Annotated in this window: 9 protein-coding genes and 1 tRNA gene; 3 read left to right on the top strand and 7 right to left on the bottom strand. The window is 55.3% G+C overall.

Translation table 11 applies throughout. The features are described from left to right. Positions 1-480, bottom strand: a 480-nt coding sequence (locus tag AC1AWD_RS05905) for an InlB B-repeat-containing protein (RefSeq protein ID WP_476564662.1), incomplete at its 3' end; no start/stop codon positions are given. A gap of 665 nt (positions 481-1,145) precedes the next feature. Between AC1AWD_RS05905 and AC1AWD_RS05910 the strand changes: the two genes are divergently transcribed. Both AC1AWD_RS05910 and AC1AWD_RS05915 read left to right on the top strand, forming a co-directional pair. Next, positions 1,146-2,651, top strand: a complete 1,506-nt coding sequence (locus tag AC1AWD_RS05910) for a hypothetical protein (RefSeq protein WP_476564664.1) — start codon at positions 1,146-1,148, stop codon at positions 2,649-2,651. Further along, the gene (locus AC1AWD_RS05915; RefSeq protein WP_476564666.1) at positions 2,648-5,428 is read left to right on the top strand and encodes a hypothetical protein; all 2,781 of its coding nucleotides are present in this window, start codon (positions 2,648-2,650) and stop codon (positions 5,426-5,428) included. Before AC1AWD_RS05910 ends, AC1AWD_RS05915 begins: the two co-directional genes overlap by 4 nt. Here AC1AWD_RS05915 and AC1AWD_RS05920 read toward each other — a convergent pair. The 3 genes from AC1AWD_RS05920 to AC1AWD_RS05930 form a co-directional block, all read right to left on the bottom strand. Further along, on the bottom strand, positions 5,358-6,509 hold the full coding sequence (locus tag AC1AWD_RS05920; protein ID WP_476564668.1) for a glycosyltransferase: 1,152 nt from the start codon (positions 6,507-6,509) through the stop codon (positions 5,358-5,360). The genes AC1AWD_RS05915 and AC1AWD_RS05920 overlap by 71 nt on opposite strands. A gap of 26 nt (positions 6,510-6,535) precedes the next feature. After that, positions 6,536-7,576: a glycosyltransferase family 2 protein gene (locus AC1AWD_RS05925; RefSeq protein ID WP_476564670.1), complete on the bottom strand. Its 1,041-nt coding sequence runs from the start codon at positions 7,574-7,576 to the stop codon at positions 6,536-6,538. A gap of 192 nt (positions 7,577-7,768) precedes the next feature. Beyond that, positions 7,769-9,760 carry a glycoside hydrolase family 25 protein gene (locus AC1AWD_RS05930; RefSeq protein ID WP_476564671.1) on the bottom strand — a complete coding sequence of 664 codons (1,992 nt, stop codon included), beginning with the start codon at positions 9,758-9,760 and terminating at the stop codon, positions 7,769-7,771. 561 nt (positions 9,761-10,321) lie between these two features. On the opposite strand from AC1AWD_RS05930, the gene AC1AWD_RS05935 reads away from it, so the two are divergent. Next, a tRNA-Ser gene (locus AC1AWD_RS05935) sits at positions 10,322-10,409 on the top strand. 240 nt (positions 10,410-10,649) lie between these two features. Here the strand turns inward: AC1AWD_RS05935 and AC1AWD_RS05940 are convergent. From AC1AWD_RS05940 to AC1AWD_RS05950, 3 genes are all read right to left on the bottom strand, one after another. After that, positions 10,650-11,957, bottom strand: coding sequence for a GmrSD restriction endonuclease domain-containing protein (locus AC1AWD_RS05940; protein ID WP_476564673.1), 1,308 nt, complete (start codon positions 11,955-11,957; stop codon positions 10,650-10,652). 469 nt (positions 11,958-12,426) lie between these two features. Further along, the gene (locus AC1AWD_RS05945) at positions 12,427-13,392 is read right to left on the bottom strand and encodes an aldo/keto reductase (RefSeq protein WP_476564675.1); all 966 of its coding nucleotides are present in this window, start codon (positions 13,390-13,392) and stop codon (positions 12,427-12,429) included. A 67-nt stretch (positions 13,393-13,459) separates the two neighbouring features. Continuing rightward, entirely contained in the window at positions 13,460-14,848 is a 1,389-nt protein-coding gene (locus tag AC1AWD_RS05950) for a hypothetical protein (RefSeq protein ID WP_476564677.1), read from the bottom strand. Positions 14,849-15,317: the final 469 nt, after the last annotated feature.

A 15,317-nucleotide genomic window follows, 5' to 3' on the forward strand; every position in this document is an offset into this window, starting at 1 on the left:
GGCGAGCTTGTCGCCCGGGGCCAGCTTCACGACACGGTCGGCAGGCTGGTTGGCGGTGCCGTCCTGGTCGGTGTCGGCGAATTTCGCGTAGGAGTTGTCCGTGAACGTGATGGTCTTGACCTCGGACGTCTTCGCCCAGTGCGCATACAGGGTCATGTCGCCGTAGTGCGGCGCGGTGAAGTCGACCTTCTCGCCCTCGCCCAGGCCCGGCTCGGTGTACCAGCCCGTGAACTCCCAGTCGGAACCGCTGTAGGTAGCGTCATTCTCGGTGAGCTTGTACGACTGAGCGGCGACACTGTTGTACTTCAGCTCCTCGGTTGCCTTCGTGACCGTGCCGCGGCCGTTCGTGTCGAACGTGGCCTTGAACGTCGGTTCGCCGGCCGCGTTCGCGGTGGCGGCGGCCATGCCCATGGTCGCGATCATCGCGACGGAGGCCAGACCGGCGAGCGGGGCGCGCCAAATCTTCGTGTTTCCTGTCATCTTCAGAAAACCTTTCTTTCTAGGACATCGGGTTTATGTGGGGACTCTCCCCACCCGACTGTGATACTTTTTACCCCGACCCCTCGATAATGTCAAACTCATTGTCATGTATGTAAGACATACATCCTGCAGTTGCTGCCAACCCCACTCATATACGCATCTGACCTATATGTCGATTACGCATATGGTGGGCAGGCAGCTATTTCAGGAAAACAGCAGTCCGACACGCCGAGGAATTCGGTTTTCTCACAATTCTTGGATTTTACCTTGTATATCGCTAATAGGCGGGATTTAACGCAAACCGCGTTTTGCGCACCGTGCTTTACGCGGCTCACCATTGCGACGCGCATGTACCATAATCGCCGCACATGGCTTATACTGTGTGCAGGCGCTTACTTTGTACGAAATACGAATAATGCACCTGAAGACATGTTTTACATATGTCGCGCTTTCGGGACATCGCGGTGTTTGTGGCCCTCGACGGATTCGTCGAGGGCCACAAACATATATGTTTCTTCACGGTCATACTGCGATAATCTTTTATTCCCTAGCCGACATTAATTCATCATCTCGTAATCTAACTTCGTCATTGCCTTGCCTTTCCTCGTCGTGGTATACCCAAAATGGGTATTTCCTACCCTCAACGCTCATCGAGGGAGAGCAATATGATCAGCGACGATTTTTATGCTGCGGTACAAACACAAACCATGGGTGCCGACGGTATCGATTATGGGCTGAAGCCACTTTGTCAAGACATCATGGTTCGTGCTCTTCAGTATGGAGATAGCCTCACAGGAGTCACATTCCATGGCGGCGGAGAGGGGTGCAACGGTTTTCTCACTGACACGAGCGTACTCGGGCACCTGAGCGAAACGGATGCGGACACCGTAGGCGCCATGTGTCTTACCTACACCTGCCTTCTCATCAATCAGGACGCTCAAACAACTGACGGTGGAGACAAAATCCGGAACGCTTTAAGATTGGACTCGAAAAATCCGACTTTGGACAATTTCAAGACTCAACTCGACTCCCAATGGGCAGACATTTCAATCAAGCTACTAGCGCTCAGGATCGGCGAATGCATCAAGGATTTCAATATTACCGAAGACAAGATCCACACAATGGTCACCGATGAAATGGCAAATTCCACGTCATTATGGAGAAAAATTCATAAAAACGATATACCGGTTCGAACCGAGTTGAAAGCACTACTGATTTTTCTCAAAATCGTATTCCCCGATGAATACAAGAAATTCAAAAATTCATGGACTGACGAGGGCAAACAATCTGATATAGAATCAATGACCGCCGTATACATGTCGGACTGGGTCGGCAACGAGCTTATGAGCGGCCAAAGCCTATACAACAAAATCAACGCATGCATCCCCGGCATAATCAGAAGGGCCGAAGTCACATATGACGGCTGGTATACCACGGGCCCAGAAGGTGCTTTCGGCACGCCAACCACCACGCAAAAAGAATATACTTCAGCATTCCGCAACTGGACGGCATCCGTATCAGCCAAAGGGTATTGGAACAAAAAAGAGACGCTGAGCCCCAGCGCAGGCTGCGTCACCGTCGGCACAATGATCGAATTGGAAGACGGTACACTCAAGCCGATAGAAAAATTGTCCTTCCCCGACATACTACGTAATGCGCAAAATACTGCATCTCCCTGCTCACGCGACGTCATCGTCAATACGGAAGTGTCCGAACTTTACGCCATCAATAACGACAAGCCTTTCATGTCTTTAGACCATCCAATTCTCACACAACGCGGATGGTGTGCACCGCAGCCAGATATTGCGCGCGAAAATTGTCCGGATATCCCAATTCATCAACTTCAAATCGGAGACATGGTATTGCGCCGCTTCAATGGTATCAACACATATGAGCGAGTCAACCGCATCGTTATCACCGAGAACACCGAGCATACGGAATGCCGAGACCTGAACGTATACGATGGTTATCGCTCCTATTTCGCCAACGGCTACGCATGCCTGATCACTTATCCGGTACTCACAGCAGCATCACTGCGTCGTACGCTTGAAGACCTTCCAAGTGAAGAACAACAACGTGTACTGGCTCTTTTCACCGACAACGCCAATCTATGGGAAAAAATCCTGCCAAGCGGCGCATACGCACAGCTCATCGGAGGATTGACGCGATGACAGAACTCGTGAACGTAGTCCCGAATGAACTGACCATCTACTGGGACATCGACAACGACGTCACTTCCCCAAACCCCATACCTAACAGCATGCTGACCGACTCACGCGCTGCGCGGACGCTGCACATAGCCCGTGGACACATACTGTGGAACAACGTTCCCATGCTCACATACCATAACGGCAACGATATCTACTGGACAAACATCGGCGCCGGCAGCGACAATGGCGACGCGCCACAATGTTTTGGACGACTGCAAGCCACACGGTTCCCTCGCCTGTTTTCCGGCGTGGTTGTGGAAAACGGCGAGCGCCGTACGTTTCAGGCCTCTTACGATTTGATGTACAATCTGACGTTCGCTCCTTGCACGAACGCTTCAAGCATGGGCGCAAAAGCCGAAACGCAGCATTTGTGGCTCAGCCTGGGTAGCACATCGGAAGCTGGCGGCGTTGTTCAGTTCACTCGTGTGGAATATCCGGACGCCGACCATGTGGCGTATGCACGATGCAGCAATTACGAATATGTGGACCCGTCCACGCACAGCGTGTCATACAGTTACCGTGGCTTCTTATCCGACGGTTTGGACGCATATACCGGATTCGCTTACGTCGATATGCATCTGTCCTCGGATTACACGACGCTATCCGGGAGTGCTTGGCTTCATCCGGACAAATTCACCAGCGAAGCACCGAACTATATGCTAACTGGTACGTATCAGCCAGATTCATTAGGGACACCAATCGACTCCGCTGCATTGGATTCTTCAAATATCGCAGTGCGTCAGGGCGTTCCCCCTTGCCTGCATGCCGATCAGCTTGCCTCATTGGAAGATATACAGCCCAGAATTGAATCATTGTTCGCACTGCCGGCGCCCATTCCGGAAAACGTCGATTCAGACTACAGCACCGCATTGCATAACCTGATGTTGTACTACATCAGCGACGAGCAATTGAAATACATCGGATATGAACGACCGAGCGCGTCGGCAATTCCTGCGCAGCTTATCGATTTTGTCAACTCGCGGCAGGATGTGAAGGACCTGCTCACAGGCGACTATTTCTACGCGTTCTTCAGCTATATGCTGGCAAACAGTGATGCAGGCGCATATTCCGAATGCATTACCAGCATCGACCATTATCAGGAACGCTTGGACGCTTACTATAACGGCTCACTGGTTACGTCACTGAGCCAGAACCCGACTTTTCGTGCTTTGTCTGACAGGGTTTACGAGGTCTTGTATTTCCAAACCATTCCAGAAATCAACCCTTATCGGGAAAATGCGGCATTGTGGGCCAAGAAACTACATGATTTCATGCTGCAGGACGATAACGCCGAATATCTGTTGGGAGATTTGCAACGCTCTACTGGTCCGAAACTACATCATCTCGTAGTGGTGTTGAATTCGCTGGATAATTCACGGCAAATCCCATTGGATTGTCCGCAGACACCACCGCTAGCCGATACGAGCAGCAATGGCACTGCTCTAACAGGCGAAACAACAACGGTGGATTATCGGCTTACACTAGGAACGGACGTATACTATCGGCTGTTGAACCGGAAAACCTCTCGATATGCAATGTCGGTATCCGCACGCGATCTGACGATCACAGCCGACGAGCGCATGCAAGTCTATGAGCTGTCTTGCCGCCAGCGCATCGACTGGCTGTATCAGCAGGATGTTGACACGCTGCCGGATTCTTGGAAATCTTTACGAATTGAAATCGACGAACTTATCGCCAATCACTCCATTGATTCACCAGGTAGTTACTGGCAATACATTGTGTCCAATGTTCTTGCGGGATTCGAAACGGTGCTCGCCAACAATGAGGCGCTCCCCTGCTTGGACACTTTGAACAAATGGCTCCATACCAACTGTCCGAAACTGTACAGCATCGGTTTGGGTACATTGGCATTTACCGTGGGACAGACCATGATGCTCGTCAACGCCATCTCAACGCTCACCGACTGGTCATCACTAACCGATGCACAGCGAGCTTCCGCGATTTCCAGCCTCAGTTATACGGCCATCGACGCGGTATCCTATGGCTTGCAAGTCACGCAAACGTTTATCCCAGCGAAAGTAACCGCTACCGCCAGCAACAGCGCGGCATCGTCAATCAAATCAACCGTGCTGCTCCGAGACGGTCAAATCAGCATGCTATCTGGAAAAGGCAAGAATTTCTTCCGGCGTCTAGCGGAATCCACAACCGGCATGAAACCCGGAATGGCGCTAGGACTCAAAACATGCGGCGCGCTTATGAGCATGTTCGCATTCGCGACATCCGTCTGCGACGTTGTATCCGATAAAGCCACATACGGATTCAGCAATGCCGTTTTCGCATTCGATGTGATTACCGCAGTAGTCAATGGAGTTGCTGTCGCCTTTGCTCTACTTGATGCAGGCTGCTTCCTGTCCGTCGGATTTGCCACTTCGCTTGGCGCATTCGCGGCTATGGTTCCAGGAATCGGATGGGCTTTAGTCATTGCCGGCATTGTATTGGCTTTTATCACATCCATTCTGCGTAAATACACAAAAACTGCGGAACAGCGGTATATCGAAGAACATTGCGTACCGTTCGTCACCAGCCTTGGCATACCTAGTACGAACGCAGTCAGAGTTATCATCTTCATTCAGATGCAGCTGCAAGGCAGTGTCCGCAATATGAGGGAAGCAGCGCAACAACTTCTCTCCGGAGCATCACAAGCGATTACGCAGACCGTCCATGAACTAACCCCTGCGCCCATTGCACCAAGTTCCAGGCTACAGACGACGATGTAAAACGCGCTGATGCGTCAATGGCGTTCTGACGGGCCTGCGCATATGCAGTCTTATCGCTCAACAGCCATTCGATCGCATCGGCCAGTGCATGCGCATCGCCAGGTTTCACCAGTACCGCGCCGCCGTCCAGCATGCGGCGTTGCGGCGCGGTATCGCTTGTAATCACCGCGCAGCCGGCGGCCATTGACTGGTATACCTTGTTCGGCACCACATGCAGGCCCTTCGGCGTGGTGGAAAAAATGCCGAGAGCAATGCTATGCCTCGCCACCAATGCAGGCAACTGTTCCGGTTCCACCCATTCGAGGAATTCCACGTTGTCCAAATCGTCGGCGATGGAGCGTACCTGCGCGTAATCCTGGCCTTTGCCGATCATCGTCACGTGTGGCGTGATGCCGCGGTCAGCCAGCAGGCGTAGTGCCCGCGCAATCACCGGTACACCCTGCAGCGGCGTATACAGGCCATAGAACACAATGCCGTCACGCTGTTGCGGAGCGTTCTTACCGGCGGCGTACCATTCGTCCGGCGCACCGACTGGCACGACCATGCCCTGTACGTCCGACTCCAGCATGCGGCGGTGTTCTTCCGTGTCCACCAGCACCAGAGATGCCGCATGCGTGGACATATGATCCAAATGGTTCAACAGGCGAACCTTCAAGCCTTTTGCGCCGCGATCCTTCGCCGTGTCGCCGGCGAAAATCAGATGGTCCAGAATAATCGGCGTTTTCTTGAACACGTGACGGGCCAGCAATACATCGAAATGACCCATGTAGCCGACCAGGATCGCATCGGGACGGCCGTTGCGCTTCATCCACGCCTTGGCGTCGCGGCGTAGCGCGCACCACAGCGAAAGCAGATTCCAAGCGAAGCCGAACAGTTTCCATGGTTTCTTCAGCACTTCCACGCGTTGCGCGGTGGACAGTTCCAACGGATGGTTGATCTCCTCCACTGTGCAGCCGTTGCGGCGCAGCCCGTCGATCAGTATGCCGACGCGCGGGTGTTTACGGACGTTATAGGTGCCGAAGGCAAGCACACGCGGCGGACGGTTCGTCTGCTTCTGCGATGACGATGGAATCGTGTTCATATGCGTACCTTGCTCCGTGGAATCGGTCATTTCGTATCGGAATTAACGGTATCGGCACCGGTGGCCGACGTGGCGGCATCGGGGAAAGCGCCGAACTCGTCCTGCAATGCCCAGATCTTCTGATACGGCGTGCTGTACAGGATCTCCTTCGTCCGCTCCAGCTCGTCCTCCACCAATTTGCGCTGAATGCGCAACAGTTCGGAAATGATCAGCAGCATCAACGAAATCAGAGCGCAGGTCAGCAGCACAGTGCCTGCAATCAAGGACTGCACATGCTGGCCGCCAAGACCGCCGAAGAAATACACCAGATAACGCACGAACGGAATCAGGCCGACGACGCCGAACAGGATCGTCGCCCATTTGAAAATCGAATGCGCGCGGAACATCAGATAGCTGCGCACGATCGCACCGCCGCTCTTCGCCATATGTTCGAAGATGTTCGAAAACAGGCGGGATTCGCGTGTCTTCGGATTCGTTGTGATCGCATAGCTCGTAATGGCGATACGCTTGTTGCCGGCCTGGATGATCGTTTCCATGCAATAGCTGAATTCCGTAACGATATTCAGCTTCAGCAAGGAATTGCGCGAATAGGCACGGAAGCCGCTGGCCGCGTCCGGAATGTTCGTGCCGGCGGCCTTGTTCACCACCCACGAGCCAAAGCGCTGCATCAGCTTCTTGAAGGCGGAAAACTCGGCGATCTTCGACGTCTGGCGGTCTCCGACAACGATATCGGCTTCATGACGGACGATCGGCTGCACCAGCTCGCCGATTGCCTCCGACGGATACTGATTGTCGCCATCCGTATTCACCACGATGTCGGCGCCATGCTTCAACGCATAGTCCACGCCGTCACGGAAAGCACGGGCCAATCCCATCGGACGCGCATGATGCACCACATGCTTCACACCAAGACTTTTCGCCACCTCAACCGTGCGGTCGGAGCAGCCGTCATCGATGATCAGCAGCTCGATGCTGTCGATGCCCGGAATGGACTTCGGCATATTCGCCAGCACCAAAGGCAGGGTCTTTTCCTCGTTCAGGCATGGAATCTGAATGAACAGCTTCATAATCTATATCCTCACCTACATCTTCACCATTCAACGTGCATAACATACTTCACGGTACGCGCAGCACTGGGCCACGCGTACCGTGAAGGCGGCAACCGGCAATGATTGAAGCATCCGCGTTTTCATGCCGGCCTTTTACAACGGACTCTCACGACGGAGTCTTGTGATGTTCGCCGAAAATTCACGCGGTATTCAGCGACGAACGGCGAACGTGTCCTTACCGTCACCATCCCAATCACCGACAAGGACGCTGTCGCTCACAAGACCGTAATTCATCTCGATATCGGCCACGCCGCTCGCAATGGAGTTCTTGATGTAATACGTGCGACCGCGACGGACCGCGAACGTGTCCTTACCATCACCGTCCCAATCACCAACCAGCACCTCGTCATCGGTCTTGCCATAATAAATCACGGTATCAGCGTTGCCGCTCTCGATGGAATTCTTCACATAGTAGGCGTTGCCACGGCGGACAGCCAGCGTATCCTTACCGTCACCGTCCCAATCACCAACCAGCACGATGTCATCGGCACGACCGTACGAAATCGTCACGTCGGCGGAGCCGGCGGCAATGGAATTCTTGATGTAATAGACGTTGCCACGGCGAACGGCCAGCGTGTCCTTACCATCGCCATCCCAATCGCCAACCAGCACGTCGTCGCTTTCGAGGCCGTAGTTCACCTCGATATCGGCCGCGCCGCTCTCGATGGAGTTCTTGATGTAATACGTGCGGCCGCGGCGGACAGCAAGGGTATCCTTACCGTCACCGTTCCAATCGCCGGAGAACACGATGTCATCCGAACGGCCATAGGCGACGGTTTTGTCTGCGGTGCCACCGTTCAGCGTGTTGGAGAAGTAGTACATGTTGCCGGGGTATTCGGTGGAGGTGCCGCCGGAGCTGCTGCCGCCGCTGGAGGAATCGCTGTTGCTATTACCGTTACTGCTGCCGCCATTGCTGTTGGAGTTTCCATTGCTGGCGCCGATCTTCTGGCCGAACGCGTTCAAATCGACACGGCCGGAAATGCCGTTCACCGAGCCACCCGACGTATACTGCCAGGCGCGGTCGGTCGTCGAAAAAGCGGTGAACTGCATGTAAGCGCCGTACTGCGCCACCCAACGAGTGCGTGCGTGAATCCTCGTGCTGTTCAGCGGTCCGTTCAGATAGCTGGTGTACGAATAGACGCCAAGATTGGTGTAGCCGGCAGACTGCAGCGCCGTATACCATGCGTCGACGATCTTCTCATACACGGCAGGATCGGTCGGCGGCGTGTGACCCGTCCACGTCCAACGCTCCAAGTCGTAGAACACCGGATAGCTCAAATCGTTCGGGCTGACTCCGGCCTGATTCAGCAGGTCGACGACGCCTTCGCCTTCCAACGTGCCGAGTGCCGCCGTGTCCGCATACGAATACAGGTACACGCCGAAGGGAATGCCCAGACGCTTGCATTCGCTGATGTTGTATGCGGCCATCGTGTCCAGGCCGTTGCCGGCGCCATAGCCGATGCGGATGATCGCGCCTTCGACGCCGTCGGCCTTCGCGGCAGCCCAATCGATCTTGCCCTGCCAAGAAGAGACGTCAATCACGCCCTTCGCGCTCTGCGCGAATGGGGTGCCATCGGCCTCAAAGAAAGCGCTCGTATTGTTGTAGGTGCCCCAGTAGGCGCCGTATTCGTTGTTCTGAAGGGATGCAAGGGAGACCGTGGCGTTTTCTGAAGTGTTTGCGGTCTGTGCGCCGCCTTCCTGTGCATCGTCGGACTGCGCATCGTCAATGGCATCTTTCACGTCCGACACGGCGACCGGAATGAACGACTCGCCGTCCGTCTTCGCCAACGGATCCGCCGGCGTGTCCTGCGTGCCGACCAGCTCCGGATCGGTCACCGTCTCACCGGTGGCGACGTCCTTCACTTCGCCATCATCCGTCACTGCCAAATCCTGTGACACCACCGTCGCATCGTCCGGAATCGACTCGTCAACCGAGTCCGGCAGATCCTGCTCCGGATTCTCCGGCATGGAATCATCCGACGCCACCGGCTGATCGATGAAGGTCGTCTCGCCGGAGACCATGGAACGTCCCAATGCGTCCACGACCGTGTCCGACAACGCATTCGCGGGAACGGCCAGCGCGCCCATCAACACGACCGATGAAACCGACGTGATTATTTTTACGGCCTTCGACGATAACATCCGAACTCCTTATTCTCCATTCGCATCCACATGTATCTAGGTGTATCCAGATTTTTTAATTTTCTTGAATTTTCAAGTCGGCAAGTCACCGAAACGCTTTAAGTCGGCCACGCCGCCCGGCTTGACCGGAAGAAGGTCGAACGCGAGCCGAGGCTGCAGACCGGGCTCAAGCCGACAGCACCGGAATGCCGTGCGCGCACAGACATGGCTGAACGTCAGCCGGTCGGCACGGCTCCCCGCCGGCCGAGGCAGCGCACGCACGGGCATGGCACAAGGCCGAACCCGCGCAGCACAGCAACGCGCAGCCGTGTCGCCAACGCACAATGTATCGCGACATGCTGAGAATCAGCAGAAATGTTCACACATTTATGCAGGTTGTTGACAAATGTCCGCGCATTCCGCTCCTTTCGGGAATCTTTTTCCGGGAAAATCAACGACGACGGCATGACACGGCACGGCATGACACCGCAGGCGCGACACGCGGAATTTTTATTTATCGCAAGAGTGCGGTATCTTAAACGAGTTGTCTTCAAGTGGTTTAACCACGAGAAGCGGCGCAATGGAGGATTCGCCTAGTGGTCTATGGCGCACGCTTGGAAAGCGTGTTGGTGTAACAGCCTCACGAGTTCGAATCTCGTATCCTCCGCCAGCAGGGTTTTCAGAGGTTTCTGAAAACCCTTTTTTGTTGCAAAATGGCGGAATTCTAGTATTTCAAGTCGTTACAGACATCGAGTCCTCTTCCACTCCCGCATCGAGAATGGAAGAGGACTCGATGCGCTGCGGCAGCTGCTTGAGCTGAACACCATTCGTTATGCACGAAAAGATGGAATCTACGACAATCCCAATCTGTGTAACCGTTGACAGGCAGCAGCGCTTGCGGCGACGAGGATCAGCGACGCCAACGAAGGATACCGTTGTTGTCACGTTTGCAGGTGTAGGTCACACTGTTCGACTTGCCGATGCCCTTGGCTCCCTCCGGGGAACAGAAAGCCCCGGGAGTAATGCCCTGCTGGGTGTTGTGGGACGGTTTACTCGGAGTAGATGGCTTACTCGGAGTAGATGGTTTGCTCGGAGTGGAAGGAGTGACATCCGACACCGTCGGGGCCCCCACGCCAGTCGGGATTACCTCCGTCGGGCAAGATGCAAGCACATTGGCCATGGCCTGATACTCAGAGTTGGTCACACTCAGCTTGTACTTAGCTTTGATACCGATCTGACGGGCGACATAATCGCAATGATATGCGGCATTCGACGGCAACCATTCATCGGCGGCGCCATCGCCCTTATCCAGATTTTCTTGATCGTCTACCGCCAACAGCACATACGGATCATTCGCATATTCCAGACGTTGCCGATCGGTCCACGTATTCGCGCCCGACTTCCACGCATTCGAAAGCGCGACAACGTGATCGATCTGCACACCGCCATCGTTGCCGCCATCCGTACCGCGGCGGAAATTAATCGTCGTGCCGGTGTAGGAGTCGTTCAGAACACCGGTACTGACACGGCAATCATCCAGTTTCGTTACATTGGTCAAATCACGAGCAAGAATATCATCGCGAGTGCGGCAACCATTGCCGTCCACATCAGCCCAAGATTCGCCAAATTCATCACGATTGTAGCCAGAGGCCTGGTAATCGCTGACTGTCAGACGCTTCAACGCCTCCGCTGCAGTTGGAGAAGCGGCCTCGCCGCTGAGCTTCTCATATTCCTGCACGTTTGTAGTCCACAGATGCTCGCCCGACGTCGACTTATACGCACGGTACACCGGTACGGACGAGGAAGCGCTAACATGCCAGGCAACACCTTCATATCTCCACCCCTGATTGACCAGCGAGTTCTTCTCCGACAGGCTCAAGGTGTAATGATGCTGCTGCCTGCTTGCGTTATACACACGATATACATTGGCGCCGGATACATCCGCATGGAAAGCGACACCTTCATCGCGCCAACCAGCGTTAACGAGTGAACGACGCTCAGTCGCGCTGCTTGTGTAATGATGCAAACCGCTATTTGCATTGTAAAGACGATACACTTCAACTCCGCCCGAAGCGGGAGCCATCCACGCAACGCCTTCCTGACGCCATCCCTCGCCTGCCGCATTAGCCGGAACTACAGCACTTATTGCGGTGACGCCCAGGCCAACGACCAGCATAGCCGAGGCGACAAGCGCACCAAATACCTTCTTGATATTCATGGGTCTTCCTTCGCTCTCACTGATTTGACTCAGTTTTCTCACAAGAAATTTTAGGAATCTTTCCGATGGATTCCTTCTACGAAACGCAAGCGTGTACGCGAAAAGCTGAGGAACTCGTACAGCATCATGCACGGTGAAAACAACATCGAATACGTCGCGTATTTATTTTGATTGGCCGTTTGAAAGACTCGGCAAGACCGGCCTCTGAACCGCACGCCACGATGTTTTTACGAGTGGGTGATGCAGGTCAAGGAAAGTAGCAAATTAGACATGTCTTCGAGTCTCTCTGCTCGAATCCGGCACTGGCTCATAAAAAGAGAAACTCGTTCAAACCCTTCAAAACGATTCGTCCGATCCGAAGGAGACGCCCACGAAAAAGCCGCCACACGTCGATATGCGGCGGCGTACAGCGGTTTTCAACAAGGATTAGTTACAAAATCGAATCGCCGACAGCGACTTGCGGAAGAGACTACGGAATCGGGTTGCCGGCGGCGGCGTACAGGCTCCACCAGTCTTCTCTCTCCAGCGTCACGTCGGCTCCGGTGAGGATGTCTTCCAGTCGGGACGGATTCATCGATCCGATAAGGGTCTGCATGTTGGCCGGATGCCGTGAGATCCATGCCAAGGCTATGCCGTTGGGGGTGACGCCGTACTTGTCCGCAAGCCGATCCAGTTCCGCATTGAGTTCGGGGAATTGCGCGTCGCCGACATATGTTCCGCCCTGTTCGCTGCGGAACGGGCTCCACGCCTGGATGGTCATGCGGCGCAGGCGGGAGTATGACAGTATTCCGTCGGAATGATTATCCGCTGCGACTCCCTGCTGCATGGAGTTGACGAGCAGCTCGTCGGACACCATCCGTGCATGGCCGAGGCCGAATTGCAGTTGGTTGGCTTCCAAATGCTGGCGCAATGCGGATTGCAGCAGCTCGACCTGCCACGGCCCCATATTGCTCACGCCGAAATGCAGTACCTTGCCCGCCTTCTGCAGCTCGTCGAAGGCTTCGGCGACTTCCTCCGGTTCGAACAGGCTATCGGGTCGGTGCAGCAGCGCAAAATCGACATGGTCGGTGCCGAGCGCCCGCAATTCCTCGTCGAGCATCGTGATCAGACGGTTCTTGGAAAAGTCGTAGCCGCGTCCGCGCACGCTTCCATCGGAACGATATTCGATGTCGATGCCGAATTTCGTTTGGATGATGACGTCTTCACGGCGCACGCCGGCAGCCTTCAATGCCCTGCCGAACGCCATCGAACTGCCGTGCATGCAATGCTTGGAGAAGCCGTAGATATCCGCCGTGTCAAAGAAGTTCACGCCATGGTCGACGGCGGTACGCACCACTTGCGCGGCCGTATCAGCGGCAACCCCATCCATGCGCATGACGCCCAACGCCGCCTGTGACGCCTGGACTCCCGACATACCGACTTCAATCGTTTTCATCACGGCTCCTTCCAGATGTTTCCATCCGAATCCGCAGCCACGCCGCATGGACCGGCAGTGCAGCCGTCTACAGGGTTTCCAAGCCGGCCGCGCAACACTCCGTCTCATCCTCACGATGCTCGCATTCACCGGACAGCAGCGGTTCTATCGCTGTCGCATACCGGTCGGCATCGCAATTCACCAAGGCGACGGCGCAACGACGGGCCACGTCCTCGTAAGGCATACGATACAGCATCACCGCAGCCATGTCCTCCCCGACCCTGCAGTAAGCGCGATGCTCATTCTCCCACTCATCCAAGCGTAAACGCTCCGACTGCAGCGGTGCCGGCTCGCATTCCTCCAACAGCAGCCCCGGCAACATCACCAGCCCGTGATCGCGTACCGTTTCAGCCATGCGTTCCAGCCGCCGTACGCCTTCTTCGAACCGCCGCTCGTCATGATTCTCAAATCCTTCCACCAGATCCGCCGACAGCGTCGCGCCCATCAGCGAATATGCAAGGTCTCGCAGATGAACGACGTTCACCCACAGCGGCACACGTGGCAGCGCGCGGTCGCGTTCGATATCGGCCATCACGTCATCCGCGCGAGCGACGTGCACGTTCCACAGGTCACGGTAAGCGCGTGCCAGGCGGGCGGCATCGCTGATATATCGTGCGTCGATATCGGAGAATCCCGGAATGCTGTTGGGCATCGTCTCCACAATGCCATCGCTGCCGACGGTCCGTGCATAATCCAGATCGGCCTGCGCGCGCAGCTCCTTCACATAGTCGACGATGCGCCTGTACCGCATGTCCGGAATGGCGCCCATGTCCATTACCGTGGAATCCTCGCGCAGCATGCACATGCCCACACCCGGATCTGTCAACAGCGCAAGCGCTATCGGCAGGCTTTGCCGCTCCCCTACGCCCCATCGCAGCAAACTGTAGGCACCGAGACGATGCATTTGGCGCGAATGCTCCCAAATGTCGGCTTCGCGCTGTTCGCGTGTGCCGTAGCGTTTGATGCCGTGCATATGGAAACGGCGCATCATGTCGACGTGGTGGCGCATACGAATGCAGATCGGCATGCGAGCGCTGGGCTCGCCGGTGAATACCGCCATGGAGGAGTCGTTGATCAGGTCGTATAGCCATACGCTGAGGCCGTATTTTCGGACGACGGCCGCACATCCGTGCATGAAGTCGCGGCAGGCTCCGATGAGTTGCGTGTCGTAGGAGATGCTGGCGAGGCCGATGGTGAATGCCCAGGCGGTGTTGCCGAAGACGCCGCAGGCGAGTTCGTAGAGGTGTGGATCGAGAGGGTCGCGGGCGTCGGAGGAGAGGGCGTCGTTGGCCTCAATTTCAACGGCATCGGTGGAGGCCGCGGCGGAATCCGGCGACACGACTTCGTCGAAGCGGCGCTCCAACTGATTGATGGCTTGCAGGAATCCGATATTGTCCATTGCAAATGACGTTCCCATATTGTGGTCCTTTCTCTGGAATGTGGCGCCGCGCGGTGCGGCGTTGCGCAGCGTGGCGCCCGCGATACGGCACAGGCCGAGCCGGTATAAAACCGGAGCCCGCACAAACCATGAGCTCATGCACAGCCCGAGCCCGCCTTCCACAATGCGAGATGCCGCACAGTTCGGGACATACCGTACGGGATGCTCGCGTCGCGAAAGGCATCGCGTATCCGCAACTGTGTCACGGCCGAGCAAGACTCCACCATGGAATACGGAAAATCTGTGGATTTGTGGATGAATACCGGCTTATTCACAATCAAAAGGATTCTGTGAATTACTGCAGCAGATGGGCACAATATCCGACGATGCATGAACCAACAATGCATGAACAAGTTTGGAAGATCACAAAGCCAGCAATCTAGAGGCAAACATCAATCAATCAATCAATCGATCAACCAACCAACCAGCTAACCAACAAATCAACCAA

It is taken from the genome of Bifidobacterium sp. LH_512 (genome assembly GCF_056356435.1).